The organism is Kangiella sp. HZ709 (assembly GCF_009674675.1).
Taxonomy (GTDB): Bacteria; Pseudomonadota; Gammaproteobacteria; order Enterobacterales; family Kangiellaceae; genus Kangiella.
On record NZ_WKJC01000002.1, the window covers coordinates 84861 to 105566 of the forward strand.

The 20706-nt window shown below is 38.7% G+C and carries 19 protein-coding genes; 7 read left to right on the forward strand and 12 right to left on the reverse strand.

Going from position 1 to position 20706, the window contains the following annotated elements; genetic code table 11:
- Nucleotides 1-4: 4 nt before the first annotated feature.
- Complete coding sequence (locus GJS41_RS09355) at nt 5-670, forward strand: HAD-IA family hydrolase (RefSeq protein ID WP_154247109.1); 666 nt, start codon at nt 5-7, stop codon at nt 668-670.
- 12 nt (nt 671-682) lie between these two features.
- Here the strand turns inward: GJS41_RS09355 and GJS41_RS09360 are convergent, their stop codons facing one another.
- Nucleotides 683-2689, reverse strand: a complete 2007-nt coding sequence (locus tag GJS41_RS09360) for an ATP-binding protein (RefSeq protein WP_154247110.1) — start codon at nt 2687-2689, stop codon at nt 683-685.
- Nucleotides 2686-3381, reverse strand: a complete 696-nt coding sequence (gene pdsR, locus GJS41_RS09365; protein WP_154247111.1) for a proteobacterial dedicated sortase system response regulator — start codon at nt 3379-3381, stop codon at nt 2686-2688. Before pdsR ends, GJS41_RS09360 begins: the two co-directional genes overlap by 4 nt.
- 101 nt (nt 3382-3482) lie before the next feature.
- Here pdsR and GJS41_RS09370 point away from each other — a divergent pair, with 101 nt between their 5' ends.
- Nucleotides 3483-4229: a YciK family oxidoreductase gene (locus tag GJS41_RS09370; protein ID WP_154247112.1), complete on the forward strand. Its 747-nt coding sequence runs from the start codon at nt 3483-3485 to the stop codon at nt 4227-4229.
- Nucleotides 4230-4280: 51 nt separating this feature from the next.
- On the forward strand, nt 4281-5807 hold the full coding sequence (locus GJS41_RS09375; RefSeq protein WP_227551320.1) for a phosphatase: 1527 nt from the start codon (nt 4281-4283) through the stop codon (nt 5805-5807).
- A gap of 16 nt (nt 5808-5823) precedes the next feature.
- Here the strand turns inward: GJS41_RS09375 and ppk1 are convergent, their stop codons facing one another.
- From ppk1 to GJS41_RS09420, 9 genes are all read right to left on the reverse strand, one after another.
- A complete protein-coding gene (gene ppk1, locus GJS41_RS09380; protein WP_154247113.1) occupies nt 5824-7938 on the reverse strand; it encodes a polyphosphate kinase 1 in 2115 nt (704 codons plus the stop codon).
- Nucleotides 7939-7989: 51 nt separating this feature from the next.
- Nucleotides 7990-8817 (reverse strand): 23S rRNA pseudouridine(2605) synthase RluB, encoded by an 828-nt coding sequence (rluB, locus tag GJS41_RS09385; protein ID WP_154247114.1) that lies wholly within the window; start codon nt 8815-8817, stop codon nt 7990-7992.
- Nucleotides 8818-8951: 134 nt separating this feature from the next.
- Nucleotides 8952-9524: a hypothetical protein gene (locus GJS41_RS09390; protein ID WP_154247115.1), complete on the reverse strand. Its 573-nt coding sequence runs from the start codon at nt 9522-9524 to the stop codon at nt 8952-8954.
- Nucleotides 9525-9745: 221 nt separating this feature from the next.
- Nucleotides 9746-10498 carry an SMC-Scp complex subunit ScpB gene (gene scpB, locus GJS41_RS09395; protein ID WP_154247116.1) on the reverse strand — a complete coding sequence of 251 codons (753 nt, stop codon included), beginning with the start codon at nt 10496-10498 and terminating at the stop codon, nt 9746-9748.
- A gap of 11 nt (nt 10499-10509) precedes the next feature.
- The gene (locus GJS41_RS09400) at nt 10510-11472 is read right to left on the reverse strand and encodes a ScpA family protein (RefSeq protein WP_154247117.1); all 963 of its coding nucleotides are present in this window, start codon (nt 11470-11472) and stop codon (nt 10510-10512) included.
- Nucleotides 11473-12648, reverse strand: coding sequence for a tryptophan--tRNA ligase (locus GJS41_RS09405; RefSeq protein ID WP_370515710.1), 1176 nt, complete (start codon nt 12646-12648; stop codon nt 11473-11475).
- A gap of 217 nt (nt 12649-12865) precedes the next feature.
- Complete coding sequence (locus GJS41_RS09410) at nt 12866-13192, reverse strand: DUF6122 family protein (protein WP_154247119.1); 327 nt, start codon at nt 13190-13192, stop codon at nt 12866-12868.
- An 11-nt stretch (nt 13193-13203) separates the two neighbouring features.
- Nucleotides 13204-13827 carry an L-threonylcarbamoyladenylate synthase gene (locus GJS41_RS09415; RefSeq protein WP_154247120.1) on the reverse strand — a complete coding sequence of 208 codons (624 nt, stop codon included), beginning with the start codon at nt 13825-13827 and terminating at the stop codon, nt 13204-13206.
- Nucleotides 13828-13857: 30 nt separating this feature from the next.
- The gene (locus GJS41_RS09420; RefSeq protein WP_154247121.1) at nt 13858-14676 is read right to left on the reverse strand and encodes a PHP domain-containing protein; all 819 of its coding nucleotides are present in this window, start codon (nt 14674-14676) and stop codon (nt 13858-13860) included.
- 71 nt (nt 14677-14747) lie between these two features.
- Between GJS41_RS09420 and GJS41_RS09425 the strand changes: the two genes are divergently transcribed.
- Genes GJS41_RS09425 through GJS41_RS09440 form a run of 4 tightly spaced genes read left to right on the forward strand, consistent with a single transcriptional unit; the run spans nt 14748 to nt 16398 of the window.
- The gene (locus GJS41_RS09425; RefSeq protein ID WP_154247122.1) at nt 14748-15359 is read left to right on the forward strand and encodes an inner membrane-spanning protein YciB; all 612 of its coding nucleotides are present in this window, start codon (nt 14748-14750) and stop codon (nt 15357-15359) included.
- 15 nt (nt 15360-15374) lie between these two features.
- Nucleotides 15375-15674 carry a YciI family protein gene (locus GJS41_RS09430; protein WP_154247123.1) on the forward strand — a complete coding sequence of 100 codons (300 nt, stop codon included), beginning with the start codon at nt 15375-15377 and terminating at the stop codon, nt 15672-15674.
- Between the two features lie 11 nt (nt 15675-15685).
- On the forward strand, nt 15686-15949 hold the full coding sequence (locus GJS41_RS09435; protein ID WP_154247124.1) for a BolA family transcriptional regulator: 264 nt from the start codon (nt 15686-15688) through the stop codon (nt 15947-15949).
- On the forward strand, nt 15949-16398 hold the full coding sequence (locus GJS41_RS09440; RefSeq protein ID WP_154247125.1) for a DUF2007 domain-containing protein: 450 nt from the start codon (nt 15949-15951) through the stop codon (nt 16396-16398). Before GJS41_RS09435 ends, GJS41_RS09440 begins: the two co-directional genes overlap by 1 nt.
- Nucleotides 16399-16430: 32 nt before the next feature.
- On the opposite strand, the gene GJS41_RS09445 is transcribed toward GJS41_RS09440, so the two are convergent.
- Nucleotides 16431-20645, reverse strand: coding sequence for a M36 family metallopeptidase (locus tag GJS41_RS09445; protein WP_154247126.1), 4215 nt, complete (start codon nt 20643-20645; stop codon nt 16431-16433).
- Nucleotides 20646-20706 lie beyond the last annotated feature (61 nt).

The following is a 20706-nucleotide window of genomic DNA, read 5'->3' on the forward strand; positions in this document are numbered from 1 at the left end:
GTATATGTTTAAGCATCAAGTTAAAGGGGTCTTTTTTGATCTCGACGGAACGCTAGTTGATACCGCTCCTGATATGGCGTTGGCACTCAATTTGCAATTAGAACGCCATAATAAAAACCCATTGGATTACTCAGTTATTAGACCTTGGGTTTCTCATGGCGCTGCTGCACTTATTAAGTTAGGCTTTGGCGTTACTCCTGAACATCAAGAGTTTGAAGAATACCGTCTGGAATATCTAAATGTTTACTCTGATAATTTAGCCATCAAAAGCCAACTCTTTCCGCATTTAAACGATCTACTTAACCAGTTCGATGCTAACGGTATTAAATGGGGTGTTGTAACTAACAAGCCTGAATTTTTAGCCTTACCTTTATTAGAGCATTTAGGCTTATTGAAAAGAGCCGCCGCAGTAGTCTGTGGCGATACTGTGAAGCCGAGTAAACCAAGCCCTACACCACTCTTTTTAGCTTGCAAGCTTGCCAAACTTAGCTCAAATGAATGTATCTATGTTGGTGACGCTCAAAGAGATATCCAAGCAGCCAATTCAGCTGGCCAATACTCTGTTGCGGTTGAATATGGTTATATTACTGCTGATGATAAAGTTGCTGATTGGAATGCAGATTTAGTGCTCAATTCTAGTAAAGAATTATTAGACCTGTTTAAGTCGTAATTCGTTTTTCTGTTATTGTAAGCGAAAATTTTTCTTAGCCCATAGCAAATTAAAACTTACACCATCGTTATTTTCTGAATTCGTAGCAAATATTTTTGCCTTATGTCGACGAGCGATGAGTCTTGCCAAGTAAAGTCCAAGGCCTAAATTACTGGTTTTCCCGCTGGATGGAATTGCGTTATCTTTTTTCCGGTGAGACTCCATTAAGTTGAAGACCGTTTGTAATTTATCTTGTTCTATCATAGGACCATAATTAAATACCGATAACTGCAAACTGCTTTTATTCAGCTCCAAAGAAATAATAATGGTTTTTCTGTCATCACAAAAATCTACCGCATTAGAGATGATTTTATCTAGCATTTGAGCAAACAAATCTTCCGTACCCCGTACTTTCACATCAACATCATCAAGATTAAGATTAAAGCTAATATCTGGCCAAGCATGACCATAAGAGGTAACTAGAGACTCTAACAACTGACCCAGCACAAACCATTCAAGCTCTACCTTATCAATCGAGTCTTCTAATCGGTTGGCCTCACTTAAACGACTAAAACTTAAACTTAAACGCTCTAAACCAGTTCTAGCGTTATCAATTAGTTGCTGATCTCCTTCATCAAGGTCAGACAGAGCCAAATTATCAATCGAAGAACCTATGATGGCCAAAGGCGTTCTCAACTCATGGTTAAGGCGAGCTAGGAGTTTTTGTTGGTGCCCGCGACGTTGCTCGAGCCTTTGATTATAGTAAGCCATGTTTTCATACAGTTGACTTATTTCATCATGACCATCTATTTCAATATTAGAAAAATCCACCGCATCTGCATCCGCTTCATTAGCTTGTTCTGTCAGATCATTGAGAACAGCAATTCTTTTTCTATATTTGGAAATTTGACTGATCACCATGCTTAAAATCAATAACCAAATAAGTACAGAAAAAGCCCACAGCCACCATTTGATAGTTCCAAGTAGCCGCTTTTCTTCTAACAAGGATGACTCAAGTATCACCAAGCCTGATTGCTCGCCATTGATTTGAAAAAACTTACCCGCCCGAGCATAAAAATCGATGCTTCCTTGATTAAAATCCTCTGAATGAGAACCGTTTTGATAAATAGATCGAGTGAAAGCATCATCAATCTTTTTAACTGAACGATAGCGATCATTTGTTGGCATAGTTGCTGCATTGATTGGAAACAAGTCGCCTACTTGATAAATAACCTGACCAGTTTGATTGGTAATGGTTAGTCGCTTTTGATTTAGTTCGTTAGCTAATAACCAAGCATTATTTTTTTCACGTGCCAAAGGTAAATAAGAGAAATTAGTAAAGGTAAAAACTCCTTGGTATTTATCGTTATAATTTGAAAGCTCTTGGTTATCGACATCGTATAAAACAGCATTAAGTTTATCCCCAACCAATAGCTTAGGTGCTCTAAATTCAACCACATAACCATTTTTAGTTTCTTGCCAGACAGCAACAATAGAGTTAATGGGTTTTAAGCCGCTGCCAAACTCTCTTTGTACATTCATTCTTCCTGGAGCGACAGCCTGTAATAACCAATAGCCATACCCCAAGTCGAGTCTCAACGTATCCGAAGACTGCCCCTGGTTTTGATTATTGAGATAAATCACATGATTATCTTGAACTTCAATCAAGCCATACACAAACTGCTGATCTTCTATCAAGCGCATTTGTGAAGGATTAGTATCATTACGTGTCTGCAATAAATTATCTTGATAAGGAAACCATTCATCAGCAAAACCATCGACTAATATTGGCCCTTCTCTTTTAGCCACGACTACTTGCTTGGCATTTTTTTGCAGTGACATTTGTTCTGCAAAGTTACTATCTTCCTGAATTAGCTTTAACAATAATCCATGATAACTATTGAGCAACTGTTTGTTTGTTTCGGTGTTGCTTATCTCAATTTGTTGTTGATAAATGTTAAGCGCATACCAGTTAGCAACAGGTATTAACAATAACAGCAACAGTAAGAAGAAAACTTTCCAGCTGATCGCTAATTTCATGCACGCAAATTCCAGCGATACCCCATACCATAGACAGTATCGATATGATCAAATTCTGCATCAATAGTTTGGAATTTTTGCCGGATCCGCTTTATATGGGAAGTAATGGTACTGTCATCAACTACCGCTTTGACTGCTTGCATCAATTGTTCGCGACTTTTAACATGACCAGGTTTTTGTGCTAAAGCACAAACAATCCAAAACTCAGTGACAGTTAAATCAACCAGTTGTTGCTGCCACTTAACAGCTAAGCGCTCGTTATCAATAGTTAAATCACCCGCTTTAATTGTCTCTTCAACCTGCTCTGTTTGTGTAAGAAGTTCCATACGGCGAAATAGCGCAGAAATTCTGGCAAGCAAATGCGGAATACTGATATCTTTCGTTAAGTAATCATCAGCACCCAAACGTAATCCTGAGATGATGTCAAAATCACTATCCAGTGCTGTTAAAAATATAATAGGCAATTGAGTTGATTGGGTTCTTAACTTACGACAAACTTCAAATCCAGCTTCTGGCTCATCACCTAAACCAATGTCTAACAAGACCAGATCTGGTAATCGATTTTTAAAGCTGGTTAAGGCCGACGCTTTATCACCATAAACCATGACCTCATAGCCGGATTTTTTTAAAGCCAAACTGTAGTTTTGTTGTAATAATGGTTCGTCTTCCACCAGTGCTATGCGCTTTGCCATTGCTGTACCTTTTGTATTTTATGCTTGGGCGGGCTCTTATCTTGTTACTGAGCTACCATTTAAGTAAAATACCTCTTTACTAAATTCCACTCAAGGATTCTATGAAGAATTATACGGCAGAAGACCAGTTTCTTGCGAATAAAGTTATTTTAGTGACTGGCGCCACTGATGGTATTGGCAAACAGGCTGCATTAACCTATGCAGAATATGGTGCAACGGTTATTCTTTCAGGCAGAAACACTAAAAAGCTCGAAGCTGTTTATGATGAAATAGAATCGCTTGGCTATCCGCAACCGGCATTAGTACCGCTTAACCTTCAAAACTCTTCACCAGAACAATATTCGCAAGTTGCTGACGTGATAGCGGCAGAATTTGGCCAGTTAGATGGTTTGTTACTTAATGCTAGTGATTTAGGCTTGCTAAGCCCTATTGAGCACTTTGATGAGGAAACTTGGTATCGAGTGATGCAAGTGAATGTGAATGCGACTTTTTTATTAACTAAGTATTGCTTGCCTCTTATACGAAAAGCTAACAAAGGCGCTATTGCAATGACTTCGTCTGGGGTTGGTCGTCAAGGAAGAGCTTATTGGGGTGCTTATGCAGTTTCAAAATTTGCAACAGAAGGCTTGATGCAAACCTTAGCTGACGAGTTAGAAAAATCTGATATTATTGTAAACAGTATTAATCCTGGGGGCACTAGAACAAAAATGCGTGCGAATGCTTTTCCAGGAGAAGATCCAAACACATTGCCAACACCAAAAGATTTGATGCCAGCCTATTTATGGTTAATGGATATAGAAAATAATCGCCAAACTGGCCAAAGTATTGATGCTAGAGATTTCCTCTAAATAATTATTGTATATAAATAAAACTCCAACTATATAACTTGGGATAAGCTATTGACTAAAATTGAAAACGACGCTATTGAAACTAATAATGAAGTTCGGAATCACTATGCAGCTGTTGATTTAGGATCTAATAGTTTTCACATGGCCATCGCTAAACATGATGGCCAGTCTTTTCAAATCATTGGAAAAATCAAGGAAAAAGTTCAACTTGCTAGCGGTTTAGATGAAAATGATTATCTATCAGAAGAAGCAATCAAGCGTGGACTAGATTGCCTAGAACTATTTGCAGAAAGACTCAAAGGAATCCCTAATCAACAAATCAAAATTGTTGCTACTTATACTTTAAGAAAAGCAAAAAATGCGCAAGACTTCATTAAAAAGGCTGAATCCATACTCTCTTCTCCCATTGAAATTTTACCAGGAACAGAAGAAGCACGCCTAATTTATAATGGCGTATCTCATAACCATCCTGATATTAATCGGGCTTTAGTTATTGATATAGGTGGCGGTAGTACGGAAATAATTTTAGGCCAAAAATTTGAACATCAACAACTCGATAGCTTGTCCTTAGGTTGCGTAACTTACAAACGCTACTTTGCTGATCAACTGCTTAATGAAGAGAATTTTCAGCAAGCAATCTTAAATGCTTCTTTAGAAATATCCCCAACTGAACACCGATACAAGGCTATTCATTGGCAGCATTGCATTGGCTCATCTGGCAGTATCGAAGCTGTATATAAAGTAGTACAAGGATTTGGCTTCCAAGACACCCACTTAAAAAAGAAGCATTTATATTTCTTAAAAAGCAAGCTTATCGAAATCGGGCATATCGATAACATTAAGCTAGAGGGCTTAAGCTCTAGCCGTGTTAATACATTTGCTATGGGCCTAGCGATTTTGATTGCCTTGTTTGAAGAACTCAATATCGAAGAAATGTACATTTCTAATGCTTCATTAAGAGAAGGTATTTTACTTGAATTAGCCGATGAGCTTAAAGGGTTTGATAATCGTGACCTAACTGTTGCTAGTTTAATAAACCGCTTTAACATCGATGACAAATTTGGCATAGAAGTAAAAAGCACTGCACAGACTATATTTGACCAAGTTTCAGACTTATGGGGTATCTATGATCCTCATTATAAGAACTTACTGGATTGGTCTTGCTTACTACACGAAGTTGGTTTATCTATCAGTTATAATAAGCTTCGTTACCACAGTTCTCACATTATTCAATATGCCGATATGCCAGGCTTTAGTTTACAAACTCAAGAAACTTTAGCAGCAATCGTCCTAGCACAGCATAAAAAAATCTATCTAGAGAATTTTAAGAATAAGTATGAGCCTTACATGGATATATTGGCAATTACACAAATTTTGCGCATGTCGATACTATTTAATATTAAAAGAGACAATATCAATATTTCTGATTTGGTATTTGTTGCAGAAAAAAATAATGAGCTTTTTATTAAGATACCTAAAGCTTGGAGCGACAGTCATCAACTAATTATTTTTGAATTAGAGAAAGAGCAAAAATATTGGGCATATCATAATTTAAAACTAAGCTGGCTAATCACATAACTTATTGGCTAGCTAACTATAAAGATAATTCATATAGCAATTGTTCTTGAACTTTACTATCACCTTCTTTGCTGGTTGAAAGCTCATAACTCCCATCACTCTGTAAGTTCCAGTTTTGTTTATTTGGTCTTAACATAGCTTTAATATTATTAATAAGTTTACGCTTAGCCACGGGTTCTAAAATTGGGAATGCTACCTCTACTCTTCTATATAAATTTCGCTCCATAATATCTGCAGAGGAAGCAAAAACTAACTCATCACCATCATTGTAAAAAATATAAACCCTAGAGTGTTCTAAAAACCTACCAATTACCGACGACACGCTAATATTATCAGAAACGCCCTTTATCCCTGGCTTCAAACAGCAAATACCCCTTACTAGCATTTTGATTTTAACGCCAGCCATAGAAGCTTTGTATAATTTTTTAATTAGCTCTTGATCCGTAACGGAATTTACTTTTATAAAAATTTCTGCCTTTTTTCCCTGCTCTGCATTTTCAATTTCGACATCAATTTGTTTAATTAACTTTTTATGTAAACTAAATGGCGCATTCCATAATTTATTGAGTTTATATACTTTACCCATTCCGGTAAGTTGCTGAAAAACTTTATGCACATCTTCTCCAATTTCCTTATCAGATGTTAGCAAACTATAATCCGTATAGACTAAAGCATTCCTATGATGATAATTGCCAGTTCCTAAATGTACAAAGCGCATCAGTTTTTTCTTATCACGTCGTATAACCAAGCTCATTTTGGCATGAGTTTTAAAACCTACCACACCATAAACTACTAATACTCCAGCTTCTTGTAACTTTTGAGCTAGTTCAATATTATCCGCTTCATCAAACCTTGCCCTTAATTCCACAACGGCTGTTACTTCTTTACCCAAATGCGCTGCTTCAATCAGTGCTTCCACAATGTGAGAATCGCTGCCCGTTCGATAAAGTGTTTGTTTAATGGCTAATACATCAGGATCTAAAGCTGCTTGTTTTACAAACTCTATAACTGGCTTGAAGCTTTCGTAGGGATGGTTTAGCAATAAATCTTTTTCTTGTAAAACCTCTAATATTGGCCTACGCATTATCAATTCTTCTGGCACTTTAGGTGTAAAGCCTACGTACTTTAAATCATCTCGCTCTATTAAATCAGGTAACGAAAACAAGCGGTTGAGATTAACTGGGCCATCTACCAGATAAAGTTCATCAGGCGTTAAATTGCATTTTTGAAGTAAAAAATTCCTTAGCTTGTTCGGACAAGCCTTTTCTATTTCCAGCCTCACGGCTGCACCAAAGTTTCTAGATTGGAGCTCACTTTTCAAGGCGATTGCTAAATCTTCAACTTCTTGTTCATTAACCCACAAATCACTATCACGTGTTAAACGGAATTGATAACAACCATTGATGTCCATTCCTGGAAATAAATTATCTGCAAACTCTGAAACAATATTAGATAAATAGATAAATTCCGTTTGACCATTTTCCGATAATTCTTCAGGTAAAAGAATTAACCGGGGCAAGGAACGCGGCATGTGTAAAATCGCAAACTCTAAGTCTCTGCCAAAAGCGTCATTGCCATGAAGGTGCACTAAAAAGTGCAGTGACTTATTGACTAACCTTGGAAACGGATGTGCTAGATCTAAACTAATCGGCGTGATAACCGGGGTTATTTGTTGTTTAAAGTACTTATTAAGCCAAGCATATTGTTTCTTAGATAGTTCTGAAGGCTTCCGAATATGTATGTTTTCGCTTTCTAACTGAGGAATTAAAATATTATTAAGAATTCGGTACTGCTCATCAACTAAACCATGCGCATAGTCTCTAATATTATTTAACACTTGCTCTGGAGACTCACCGCTAAAACTAGGTTTGGTATCACCTCTTGCAATACGGTGACGCAAGCCAGCAACACGCACTTCAAAAAACTCATCCAAATTATTACTGCAAATACAAAGAAATTTAACACGCTCTAAGAGCGGGATGGTTTCGTCTAATGACTGTTGTAACACTCGCCAGTTAAAAGAAAGCAAACTAATTTCACGCTCAAAATAATTCTCTTGATGATCTAAATCAATCATTTGTTCTTGATTGGTATGCAAATCTTCAATATCCATGTCAGTGTTTCTTTTCATAAATTTTTTGCGTAGATTGTTCTTACAATAAGCTAACTTTTGTATTGAGTATTAGCGTGAAGGTTTGCTTGATTTTTTCTTGCTCCAAGCAAATTTACCTTTTTCTTTTCTTTTTTGATCCGGTTTCTCTTTTCTAGCGGTAACTTTTAATTCGACTACTTTTGCTAATTCATCTATTGCCTTAGCATCTAAATCAATCCAGCGGCCACGACTTAAATTGGTAGGTAGTTCTACTGGGCCATACTTAACTCGAATCAAGCGTGATACTTCTACTCCTTGAGATTGCCACAGTTTTCTGACTTCCCGGTTTTTACCTTCGGATAGACTAACTTCATACCAGTGGTTAGCACCTTCACCACCCTTATCAATGATTTTATCAAATTGACATAGATCACCATCAACCAATACGCCTTTTTTTAGATTATTGAGCATATCATTTGTAACTTCGCCAAATACACGAACCGCATAACGTCGTTCAACAGAATAGGAAGGGTGCATCAACTTATGGGCTAATTCGCCATTATTAGTGAATAATAACAAGCCTGTTGTATTGATATCCAAACGGCCAACACCAATCCATCGCCCGAATTTTGTGCGAGGCAAGCTATCAAAAACAGTCGCTCGACCTTGAGGATCTTTTGCGGTAGAAACCTCATTTAAAGGTTTATGATAAGCAATAACTCGAGTATAAGTTTCATCTTTGGCTTTTAGCATCACAGGATTCCCATCTACCCTAATCGTATCTTTCTCGGTTGCACGATCTCCTAGGGTAGCAATTGAACCATTTACACTTATTCTGCCAGCTGCGATCCACTTTTCAATTTCACGTCTAGAGGCTAGCCCTGCATTAGCTAATATTTTTTGAATCTTTTCTGACATAAACTTCAGTCAATAATTTAAGTTAACTTTATTGTAACCCATTTGTTTCTTATAAGATAAAAAAAAGGAGCCTAAAGCTCCTTGATCTAGTTTTCGATCACATACCCCAACACCATATAGCCCTATTTTTAGAGCTATGCAGATTTAATATGTTTTATTCTATCGTCACCGCCAACTACAGCGCTTCCTTGTCTTAACCTAGTAAATTCATCGCGATAGAAGTCTCTTTCTTGTCGAAGGTTATCATTACTTTTTTGTAATATTTCAAAACTGTGATTAACCTTTGCATAAGAAGTTTCAATACGATTAACTTCTTGTTCTTTAATATCTACCGCCTTTTCAAGCTGCAATTCTAATGATTTAACTTTTAGCTCTAAATTACGTTTGTTTTCAGCAAAGGACTGGATATCCTTAAGGAGCTTTTTATGTTCTAGGTAGGTCTTAGAAAGTTTATCCGTATGTTTAGTGTTAACCGTAGTCATTTCGGTGATTTGCTTACTTTGATTAGCAATAGTCGCTTCTAGATTTTTAGTGATGGTTTTGGCGGCCGCTAATTGATTAATCAATTTTCCTTGCTGCTGCTCTTGAGTATTAATCTTATCGTATAGCGATTTAATAAAACTGCTGCGTAATTTAAAGAGCAAAAGGCCAAAACTTAGTATTCCAACTGCTGCTAACGAATAAATTAAAATGCTGCTCTCTTGCATGTCGAATCCTTTAACCAATTTGCGATTGGTCCAAAGTAGCAAAAAATGTGACGCAGTTCAAATTATAAAGTTCAAACATTGTAAAATCAATGAGTTACAATATTTTCAATATGTTTAACTTTGCGGCTTATACCGCAAAAATGACGTTTATTGTCTTTTTTTATCCAGCCAACTACAATAGAATTCCTAATCTTATCAGTGGTTTTAGCACCAATTCGATCTTAATCATCGCTTCTTAGAGCAATCTCTTCTTCCAAATCCTTTTGTTCTTCAGTCAACTCTTCCGAATCATCTAAATCCGACTTTTCAAAAGCAATCTCAGTTTCCACTTCTCCTTGAGCGGTCTCACTTTCTGTATCCTGCTCTAGAACTGTTGTTGATTGAGATTCATCCAAATGCTCAGTTTGCTTATCATCTTGATCAAACTTTAATTCTGGGTTCAAATTATCTAAATCTTGAATTTCAGCTAACGATGGTAATTCATCCAGACTTTTTAAGCCGAAATAATCCAGAAATTGTTTAGTGGTGGCATATAAAGCTGGCTTGCCAGGAACATCTCTATGCCCAACTACCCTTACCCACTCACGTTCCAAAAGAGTCTTTATAATGTTAGAGCTAACACTCACACCTCGAACTTGCTCTACATCACCACGTGTGGCGGGTTGGCGGTAGGCAATTAAAGACAGTGTTTCGAGCAGTGCGCGAGAATACCTTGCGGGCCTTTCTTCCCATAAGCGGGCAATCCATTCGGCATAATCCTGCCTTGCTTGATAGCGATAACCTGTAGATACTTCTATGAGTTCAATCCCTCGACCTTCAGCTTCCTGCTGCAAACTTTGGATAGCTTTTTTAATGTCAGCAGGCTTCACTTTTTCGTCTTCAGTGAAAAGCTCTAACATTCTATCTTTATTTAAAGTCGAACCCGCTGCTAATAAAGCAGCTTCGATAATTCTAATAATCTTTTCTTGTTGCATAGTTTTAAGTTCTATTCTTCATCATGACTGGAGCTCACTTGAGGTAATTCATCAACATCGACTACGCTTGATTCATCAACTTTAGCTCTAACATGAATGGGGCCATATGTTTCAGTTTGAATCAGCTCTAGTAACGACTCTTTTGCTAATTCCATAATTGCTAAAAAGGTTACTACCACTCCCATACGGCCTTCTTCTGGTGAAAATAGTTGACTAAAATCACAAAAGCTTTGCGCTGAAAGTTGCTCTAAAACTTTACCCATTTTTTCACGTACGGATAAGGCTTCAAATGAAATTTGGTGACTAGAAAACATCTCCGCACGCTTTAGTACATCGCGTAAAGCCAACAAAATTTCTTTCATATCCAGTTCAGGATCCGGCTTATTAATTCGTAACTCTGGTTTTTTCGCACTAACAGTGAAGAAATCTCTACCCATACGAGGTAATTCATCAAGCTCTTCCGCAGCTTTTTTGAACTGCTCATATTCTTGGAGGCGACGAATTAAGTCTGCTCTTGGATCTTCTTCATCTTCTTCATCTTGTTTAGGCCGTGGTAATAAAACTCTACTTTTGATTTCAGCCAGCATAGCAGCCATCACCAAATATTCCGCGGCCAATTCCAAGTGCAAAGTCTTCATCAACTCCACATATTCCATATACTGCTCAGTAATGTGAGCTAGTGGAATATCTAAAATATCGACATTTTGTCTTTTGATCAGATAAAGCAGTAAATCTAATGGGCCCTCAAAAGCTTCCAAGAATACCTCTAAGGCTTCAGGTGGAATATATAAATCATCGGGAAACTTTTCTAACTGCTCTCCACCTACTAAGTGAAAAGGCATTTCCTCCTGAACTATCTGTCCTTCATGCTCAGCTTTATCAGCAACCGCTGCCGCGTCAGCCACTACCGCAGCGCCCGCAGCTTCAGCATCAGCCGGGTTGATAGTTTGATTGTCAGGAATTTCGTTATTCATTTATTTATACGCTAAGCCCATGGCTTGTCGGACATCATCCATAGTCTCTCTGGCAACGTCTCGCGCTCGCTCAGAACCTTCAGAGACTATATTGCGCACTATTTCAGGTGACTCTTTATACTCTTGCGCTCTTTCCATAAAAGTTAGCTGTTCGGCACAAACTGCATCAATCACAGGGCCTTTACATTCTAAACAACCAATCCCAGCACTTGTACAGCCCTTCTGTACCCAATCTTTTACTTCTTCAGAAGAGTAAATTTTGTGGAACTCCCAAACAGGGCAATCTTCGGGATTACCCGGATCAGATAAGCGGACTCGCTTGGTATCGGTAGGCATGGTGCGAATTTTCTTTTCTACCACTTCTTTTGGTTCGCGCATGTTGATGGTGTTGCCGTAAGACTTAGACATTTTCTGACCATCTAAGCCTGGCATTTTCGACACCGGTGTTAACAACGCCTGTGGTTCGGGTAAGATGATTTTACCGCCACCATCCAAATAACCGTACAAACGTTCTTGATCATTCAACGAAACACTCGCCAAAGTCTCTACTAAAGCTCGTGCTTGCTCTAGAGCTTCTTGATCGCCCGTTTCTTGGAATTTTTTTCGTAAGCTTTTGTATAACTTGGCATTCTTTTTGCCCATCTTCTTAATGGCAGCTTCAACCTTTTCCTCAAAACCAGGCTCTTTGCCATAAAAGTGATTAAAGCGGCGTGCAATTTCACGAGTCATTTCGATATGCGGCACTTGATCGGCACCTACTGGTACATTGCCAGCTTTATAAATCAAGATATCCGCAGATTGCATCACTGGATAACCTAGGAAACCGTAGGTAGCTAAATCTTTGGTATTCAGTTTTTCCTGCTGCTCTTTATAGGTTGGAACTCGCTCTAACCAACCTAACGGCGTGGTCATGGACAGTAGCAAGTGCAGTTCCGCATGCTCAGGTACTTTTGATTGAACAAAGATATTCGCAGCACTAGGATTAATACCAGCAGCTAACCAATCAATAACCGTATCCCAGACATACTCTTCGACACGGGAAGTATCGTCATAATTGGTGGTTAAAGCATGCCAATCAGCAACAAAGAAGAAACACTCGTATTCATGTTGCAACTTAACCCAATTCTTTAAAACCCCGTGATAATGACCTAAATGCAAAGGCCCGGTCGGACGCATACCTGATAATACACGCTGCTGACCAAGAGAAACTGAACTCAATGGAATACCCTTATGGATGGTTATTTTAATATTTAATAGCAGACTATTATAGCCAGATTACCCCCAAAGAGAAAAGGGAAAAGGCTATGGGTTTACACTTTGAATTTTCGCTGTTCCATTAAGGATTTATTCATCTAAAGGTCTAAGGTTTTGGCAAGGCGAACTTAAATAGTGGCTAGAGCCACCATACTCCATTAGTCAGTTGACAATCGATTGAATCCAAAATGATATGAATCGTTAAACCAATCCCTAATATTCGAGTTTTCTTAAAAAAACACATAAGGAAATAGACACTAATAGGAGTCATTGTATGCAGAGGATGAAAACCAATACTGCATCGGCCTGGATTATAAATAGGACTTGCCAATAAATGATCGACATCAATTAACATTCCTCCCATCATTATCAAATAAACTTTCAGCCAAGCTTTATTATCAGAAGCACTTCTAAAGAATATTAATGAAATAATAAGCGGCACAAAAAAGTGCAAAACTAAATGCATATAGCTATGAGTTATTCGAAAAGGCTTGGATCACCAGCAGCATAGCGAATGATCTCTGGATAGCCTGAAGTTAAGTCAATCACAGAGGTTTCTTCATGACCACAATAGCCACCATCAATCACTGCATCCACTCGCCCATCCAGCAAATCCAATATTTCATGCGGTTCTAACACCTCATTGTCTTCTTGTTGTGGCAATTTTAACGAAGTACTCATCATTGGCTCACCAAGGTCTTCTAACATAGCTTGCGCGATCGCATTATCAGGAACTCGTATACCGATGGTTTTCTTTTTAGGATGCTTGAGACGATTTGGGACTTCTTGAGTTGCTTTCAAAACAAAAGTGTATGGTCCCGGGGTATTGTTCTTTATCAAGCGAAAAGCCAAATTATCCACTCTGGCATATACCGCCAATTCAGACAAATCACGACAAACCAAAGTAAAATTGTGCTTTTTATCTAAATCTCTAATGCGACGTATTTTATCCAATACACGCTTATCACCAATATGACACCCTAAGGCATAACCCGAATCAGTTGGATACACGACTAAACTGCCGTTGCGAATCATGGCCACCACTTGGCTAATAAGCCGAGACTGGGGGTTTTCCGGATGAATTTCTATAAGCTGCGTCATATTATAAATTCTTTTTGACTATCGATAGAGTTACCAACGCGTCCATACTGGCTCCACGTCATCAGGTAAAGGCGCAAACTTACCGAGTTTGACCCAGCTTTTGTCGGGATTATGAAAGTCTGAACCTTGTGAACCACACAATTTAAAAGTTTTAGCCCAAGTTGCCAATAAATTTTTATGCCCAGGATGAATATTAGGATAGCAAATTTCTATGCCGTCACCGCCTAGTGCCTTAAAATCTTCAATCAAACTTTTTAACTTATTAGCTCCCATACCATAACGCATTGGGTGGGCAATAACTGCCTGTCCGCCAGCACTTTTGATAATCGAAATCACATCCTCTATAGCAAACCAGTCATCTTTAATATGAGCCTTGCCTCCCTTAGCCAAATACTTTTTAAAAGCATCTGAAAATTTCTTAACATAACCTTGTTCAAGCAACAGTTGTGCTATATGAGTTCTACAAACCATGGGTTGAGAGTCTACAAGAAAGCTCACATCATCAAGTGCATGCTCGACACCAGCATCGACTAATTTATTGGCTATTTGTAAAGCCCTTTGCTTTCTGTTTTTTTGCTGCTGTTTCAAAAAGGATTGCAACGCTTGATTGTTTGTATCAATATTTAATCCCAAAATATGCAAGCCTTGCTTACCATAGTTGGTAGATATTTCAACACTAGGAATAACTCTCAGTTTTTCAGGCAATAACTCCAAACTTAAAAGCCCATCAATTGAATCATGATCAGAAATAGCCAGCTGCTTTATTCCTGCTTGCTCAGCCATATCAATTAATTCAACAGGCGATAAACTGCCGTCTGAATAATAGGTATGGGTATGTAAATCGATCATGTTTCAGATAGTCTTTTAATAATCAGCTAGTCATAAGTCCATTGTGCCTTGCTTTGCAGTCAGGGTAAACAATGGTTACACTGTTTACCAATTTATCCGATTTGTTACCTATGAAATTTCTCAAAGAAAATTACCCTATTGTTGGCTTCTTAGTTGCTTATATTATTACTAAAAATTTAATCTTGGCAGCAGCCATTTGGAGCTTGGGCTCATTAATTCAAATCCTTTCTAGCGTCATATTTAAAGAACCCATTAAAAAGTCGCACATTGCTTACTTTATTTTAGGCCTATTATTGTTAGCGATGGCTTATTGGTTCAATGATGAAAGTTTTATTAAGTGGAAAACTACTATTATGGTTTGGGCTGGAGCACTCGTTATTTTAATTAGGCAAATGGTAAGCAAAAAATATGTTTTTATTGATTTAATGGATACTTCTGTAGAATTCAAAACTGAACCACCAAAGTCCAAACTCAACAAGATTAATGCCGTATGGATCGGTGTTTTAACAGTCTTTGGCGGCTTAAATTTATATGTCGCGTACAACTACAGTACTGACTTTTGGTTTTATTTCAAAATGATTGGACTATTTGTGACACTGATGGGGTTAATGATTCTAAGCTTTATTCTAGTGGCCGAACACTTGAATTTTGATGATGAAGAAACCACATCTAAAGATAACTAATTTTAGGGAATAATCATGCTTTATCTTATTTACGCTGAAGATGTAAAGAACTCATTACCACTTCGCAAGCAGTCAAGACCAGCTCATGTGGAACGCCTACAAGCCCTCAAAAGCCAAGGACGCTTGATCATTGCCGGCCCAACGCCGGCGATTGATGCCACCGACCCCGGCGAAGCCGGCTTTACTGGATCAATGATTGTTGCGGAATTTGATTCATTAGAGTCAGCAAAACAATGGGCCGACTCAGATCCATATATCGAAGCTGGCGTTTATAACAAAGTAACCGTAAAACCTTATAACAAAGTGTTGCCTTAAAGGAATATTAGATGATTGATAACAGTTCACGCATTGAAAAAATGACTAAGCGGTTAACCGAAAACCTTAGCCCAAGTCATTTAGAAATCATCGATGATAGCCATAAACACATTGGCCATGCTGGCGCTAAGGATGGTAAGGGTCACTTTACTCTTATCATCAGTAGTGAAACACTCCTAGGAAAACGTATGCTCCAACAACATCGCTTAATCTATAACGCACTAGGCGACTTGATGGAAACCGATATTCATGCACTCAGTATTAAAATACATTAATGGCTCTTACTAAGCTTGAAAGTTTTGAGTTTGTCTGGGAAGCCGAACTTGCAAAAAGTTTATTAGAATCAGAGGGAATTCAAGCTTTTGTATTTGATGGAGAACATATCAGGATCAATTGGGCGCTAAGTCATGCTCTCGGCGGTGTAAGAGTAATGGTCAATCTAGTTGATTTTCCTGAAGCCCAAAAGACTTTACAGAATTGGCGAAATGGATATTATAAAAACCAGCCGGAATATCATGTTCAAGAAAGTGAGAAACGCGATGAAGGCTTTCTAAACGAAAATTATAAAGATATTACTCTGTGTCAAGCTTGCGGTTCTAGTAATTTAAAGCCAATCTACAATAGCATTAAAACTCTTCTATTCTTTCTTATTGTCGGTCCTGCGCCAGGAAAAACTGTTGGCAAAAAATGTCTAGAATGTTCACATAAGGAATATTTTAAATAATAAAAAAGGAGGCTTATGCCTCCTTTTACTCTTTATCGGTTACGTCGACGTCTTAAACCTAATAGCGATAATGCTAATAAGGTTAATAACCCTGCGTTACCACCACCTCCGCCACCAGGAGCTGGAGCCGGGTTATTCACAGAAACAGTCACTGTAGCTTTACTTTCAAACTCACCGTCATTAACAGTTACTTCAAACCCGAAAGTAGTCGTCGCTGCAACTTCTGGCGCTGTAAAGCTTGCTAAGGCAGAATCAGCATTTGATAAGGTTACGGTAGGACCCGAGGTTTGCACCCAACTGAAGCTTAAGCTATCGCTGTTTGGATCAGTAGAAGATCCTGCATCTAAATTCACAGAGGCACCTTCGGTTACCGTAATCGAAGCCTGAGCTACGCGAGCAATTGGAGCAGCGTTTGCTTCCACATTCACTGTAACACGACCCGATGAAGAGTTAGCTCCATCGGACACAGTAACTTCAAATACCAATACTTCATCCGCTAGTATATCAGGCGTCGTTACCGAAGCTAAAGCTTGATTAGAGTTGCTGATTGAAACACTTGTTCCAGAGACTTGAGTCCAAGCATAAGACAAACTGTCACCCTGCGGATCTGAAGAATTACTAGCGTCCAAACTAACACTGACGTTCTCTCGAGCGTTAATAGAAGAAGCCGTTAAGTTAACAACTGGAGCTTCGCTATTACAAGCAATGACATTGTCAATTACACCTGATAAGAATGCGTTAGTTACGCCATTAAACTGAATGTTATCAATCACCCAGCCAAAACCACCCGTATTAGCATCTGTACCTTGGCGGAACCTTAAGCGAACTGTTTTGCCTGCATGAGCCGTACCAAAGGTTAATGTTTCGTTAATATAACTAGTTGAAGTATTAACAAAAGCGTTTCTTTGACTAATAGGGCTATCAGGATTATTTTGAATTATCCCATTATAGCCAGTACCCAATGAGCCACTCGCAGCAGTGACATCTTGCCAAACGCCTCCATCAATACTTATTTCAATTACTCCGCCATCCCATTCTCCATCTTCAAAATCATAGAAATGTTCAAAACCTATAGAAAATGGTGCCGTACCAATTTCTAAAGCCGGAGAAACGAAACTTATATCAGAGCGGAAGCCATTATCAATAAAGCGTAGTGCATTACCTAAGTCAGCACGACCATCAACAGTAGTTAAAATAGCTGTTTCTAACGCAACTTGAGCACCATCGCCAACCGTTTGACTTCCCGACTCACGGCTCCAGTCACCTTCAGCGGTATTCAAATCTGAGAACGGCTCAAGGCTCCTAGAGGCATCTGGACCAAGATCAAAGTTAACTTTATAGGTTAAGCTTTCAGTCGATGGTTCTACAATAGAGTCTCCCGCTGCTGCTTCTGGAAAGGCAACATCGAATACAACATCTTCAGCCGTCTGCGCAGAGTTTAAAGTCACTAAGAAGGTCACATCAGTACTAGTAAAGCGATCCAGGTTTGGAATAACAACCCGACCATTATCGCTGAAAGCAACGTCTGCAGCAGATGACAGTTCTACAGCAACATTTGTTAAGGGTTCACTACCAGTATTTTCAATCGTAACAGTCAATTGGGATGTTTCACCCGCATCTAATATGCCGTCATCTGTACAGAATCCGACAGTACCATTATCGAAAGAGTTATTTAAAGTAGCACCATTAAAATCATAACGAGATTGACGCGCAACAAAGCTTTCGACTACTCCTGCATGATCGGTGGAATCTTTAGCTGGAGAAATAGCACCAAGACCTAAACCTCTTTTTGCAAAAGCAGTTAACATCAAATCATAGTCATTCGCATTAGAAGCTAAAGCCACTGATAATAAGGCATCTCTTGCTTCAGTAATGGTTGGTGCGACTGGCGTCATTTTCAAAGATGCAACCAAGTAATCTTTCATCTTATCTTGAGCAATATTGAAATCATAAGTATTCAATAAAGACGCATAAATCTCCCACAGCACCGTTCCCCAGAAGTTACCTGTATTATGGACTTGTGAGTTGTTAGAACCATCTGCACCAAACTGAACTGGGTGCGAAGTTGGCAACGGATTTCCGTTTGCAATGTGTTTAAAGGTTAATGCATTTTGCGACATGGTAGTTGTATAAGGCACTCGGCGGATCCCGAAATAGGCGTTATCGTCAGCCCATCCATACATCGGGTAAAGCGCTTGATATTGGTCATTGCCAACAACATTCTTATCATTCTCACCGACATAAGACAGAAGCGCCATGAAGTCGCCCCACCCTTCACCCATACCTCGACCTTGGTTATTTGATAAACCAAAGGCATTGCCGACTAAACGGTTAGTAATGTAATGGCCCCACTCATGAGCAACAATAGCGTTATCTAGAGTACCATCGACATCGGTATTATTTCTAAATAAAGTGGCTGTAACGGTACCGCTATTCATGGCAGTACGAATAGTAGCGCCGTCATTTTGGGTTACCATCATGCTAGGAATAGTGACAGTGTTATCATCACCACCCATGTTAATAACTTCTGTGCCACCTTGGTTATTCGCCACAAGAACAGCTATCGCACCCGCATCTTGAGAGTTTTTAACTTTTAATGTGAAGTTACACTCCCCCCTATCAACTAAAGCAATTTTACCGGATAAAGCCGCACCATTAGTAGGCGCAGTACAAGCATCAAATTCAGGTGCTGTTGCATCTGTAAATGCCACCAACTCTCCTGAAGTTGTAGGATATTCTAGTGGGCCAAAAGATGCTAAGCCAGTTGTTGGATTAGCCAAGCCAGCAACGCCAGTTAAAGTTAACTGGAAATCAACCCCTTGAGTCGCAGCGCCATCATATAAATACATTTGCATACGAGGTGAGAATCCATCCGCTGGTGTAGACATATTAGCGTTATTGCGGCCAGATGAATCTTGACCTTCAGCATTGATTGCGTCATTACCTGAGCCACCACGCCCATAGTTATCATTTTGAGCATTCAAGGAAGCTTCATCAAAACCCGAGTCATACATCCAATCGTGTAACCAGTTATTCATGTAGAAAAGGTTCACTATTGCTGCATTTCTTGAGGAGCTTGCTAAAGCATCATTAACATCATAACTATAGTCGAATGTATTAGCCGAAGTGATGGTCGCTCTAAAGTCAGAACCATCTAACCCTTGCCCGCCAGAAATATCTAAATAAGCATTAACATTATTACCATCCGTTGTAGTCGCGCCAGCTGCTAACCAAGGATCATTTTGAGAAAATGGAGCTGACTCAAGCGTAACCAACTGGTGCGCCGCAGCTTGATAAACTCGTGGGTTATTATTATTGACTGTAGTAGGATTAGTTCCAACGATTGGGTATTCATGACCTTGCGGACCTTCAAATAACGGTGCTTGACTGGCATCAGGAGTAAATACTCTATAGGTAAAGCTTTCTGACTCAACCAGGTTCTTCCTAGCTAAAACTTTACCATTGTTGGCATCGATCACATACGAGTAAGCAAACTGTTGATTGTCTTTATCTTTACCAAAAAACTCTAAGTAAAAAGCCGGGTGAAGTTGACCGAATGAGTCAAACCAAACTTCTTTAGAGCGAGCTTGCTTATCTAAACTAAATTCTGCACTGGTTTGAGTCATGGCAAAATGTTGATAATCTCCAGTTTTTTTTGTCGCTTCAGCAACAGCAAAAACACTTCCATTAAACAAATCTTTTAATGCAAACTGGAAAGCATCACTAGCATCAATATTAGCTCCAAGAGTTTTCGCTACAGCTACTAAACTAGGGTTAGCAAAATGGCCAGATGAAGCAATTAATTCATGATTTTCATTCATCAAGATATTAAGTTCGCGACCAATCACTTCTTTTCCCGCAACTCTTTGCTGGTACTTAACAATAATAGGACCGTTAACCGACTGGTGCTGCACTTTGATTTGAGCAGAATTAAGCGATTTTTTCGATTTAGCTATGTTATTGGTTGCCACTTGCGGCATTAATTTAACGAGGTAATGGTCCGCATAAACGGTATTTAAATCTAGACCTGACTTCAAATTAGTCAATCTAGGTTTAGCAATCTTAGCTGAATTCAGCTTTATATAATGCTCAATTTGGCCAATTTCACCTGCAGTATTGACGTTACTGTTAAAGCTAGAATAATAGAAATTATCCTTTAAATTCAGACTGTTATCTGCAACTAAGGAGAGTGACATCAAACTGGTTGCGACCGCAAGCGCTACTAACGGCTTCTTATAATACTGCATGGAATTACCCCGACATAAATAAACTAATTAATTGCTAGCAAAATCGTCAATTAATTTAACA

What these genes read in the sequence shown, in the direction of transcription:
- GJS41_RS09355 (WP_154247109.1), top strand. Translation starts at nt 5, where the DNA reads ATGTTTAAGCATCAAGTTAAAGGGGTCTTTTTTGATCTCGACGGAACG.
- GJS41_RS09360 (WP_154247110.1), bottom strand. Translation starts at nt 2,689, where the DNA reads ATGAAATTAGCGATCAGCTGGAAAGTTTTCTTCTTACTGTTGCTGTTA.
- pdsR (WP_154247111.1), bottom strand. Translation starts at nt 3,381, where the DNA reads ATGGCAAAGCGCATAGCACTGGTGGAAGACGAACCATTATTACAACAA.
- GJS41_RS09370 (WP_154247112.1), top strand. Translation starts at nt 3,483, where the DNA reads ATGAAGAATTATACGGCAGAAGACCAGTTTCTTGCGAATAAAGTTATT.
- ppk1 (WP_154247113.1), bottom strand. Translation starts at nt 7,938, where the DNA reads ATGAAAAGAAACACTGACATGGATATTGAAGATTTGCATACCAATCAA.
- rluB (WP_154247114.1), bottom strand. Translation starts at nt 8,817, where the DNA reads ATGTCAGAAAAGATTCAAAAAATATTAGCTAATGCAGGGCTAGCCTCT.
- GJS41_RS09390 (WP_154247115.1), bottom strand. Translation starts at nt 9,524, where the DNA reads ATGCAAGAGAGCAGCATTTTAATTTATTCGTTAGCAGCAGTTGGAATA.
- scpB (WP_154247116.1), bottom strand. Translation starts at nt 10,498, where the DNA reads ATGCAACAAGAAAAGATTATTAGAATTATCGAAGCTGCTTTATTAGCA.
- GJS41_RS09400 (WP_154247117.1), bottom strand. Translation starts at nt 11,472, where the DNA reads ATGAATAACGAAATTCCTGACAATCAAACTATCAACCCGGCTGATGCT.
- GJS41_RS09405 (WP_370515710.1), bottom strand. Translation starts at nt 12,648, where the DNA reads ATGCGTCCGACCGGGCCTTTGCATTTAGGTCATTATCACGGGGTTTTA.
- GJS41_RS09410 (WP_154247119.1), bottom strand. Translation starts at nt 13,192, where the DNA reads ATGCATTTAGTTTTGCACTTTTTTGTGCCGCTTATTATTTCATTAATA.
- GJS41_RS09415 (WP_154247120.1), bottom strand. Translation starts at nt 13,827, where the DNA reads ATGACGCAGCTTATAGAAATTCATCCGGAAAACCCCCAGTCTCGGCTT.
- GJS41_RS09420 (WP_154247121.1), bottom strand. Translation starts at nt 14,676, where the DNA reads ATGATCGATTTACATACCCATACCTATTATTCAGACGGCAGTTTATCG.
- GJS41_RS09425 (WP_154247122.1), top strand. Translation starts at nt 14,748, where the DNA reads ATGGTTACACTGTTTACCAATTTATCCGATTTGTTACCTATGAAATTT.
- GJS41_RS09430 (WP_154247123.1), top strand. Translation starts at nt 15,375, where the DNA reads ATGCTTTATCTTATTTACGCTGAAGATGTAAAGAACTCATTACCACTT.
- GJS41_RS09435 (WP_154247124.1), top strand. Translation starts at nt 15,686, where the DNA reads ATGATTGATAACAGTTCACGCATTGAAAAAATGACTAAGCGGTTAACC.
- GJS41_RS09440 (WP_154247125.1), top strand. Translation starts at nt 15,949, where the DNA reads ATGGCTCTTACTAAGCTTGAAAGTTTTGAGTTTGTCTGGGAAGCCGAA.
- GJS41_RS09445 (WP_154247126.1), bottom strand. Translation starts at nt 20,645, where the DNA reads ATGCAGTATTATAAGAAGCCGTTAGTAGCGCTTGCGGTCGCAACCAGT.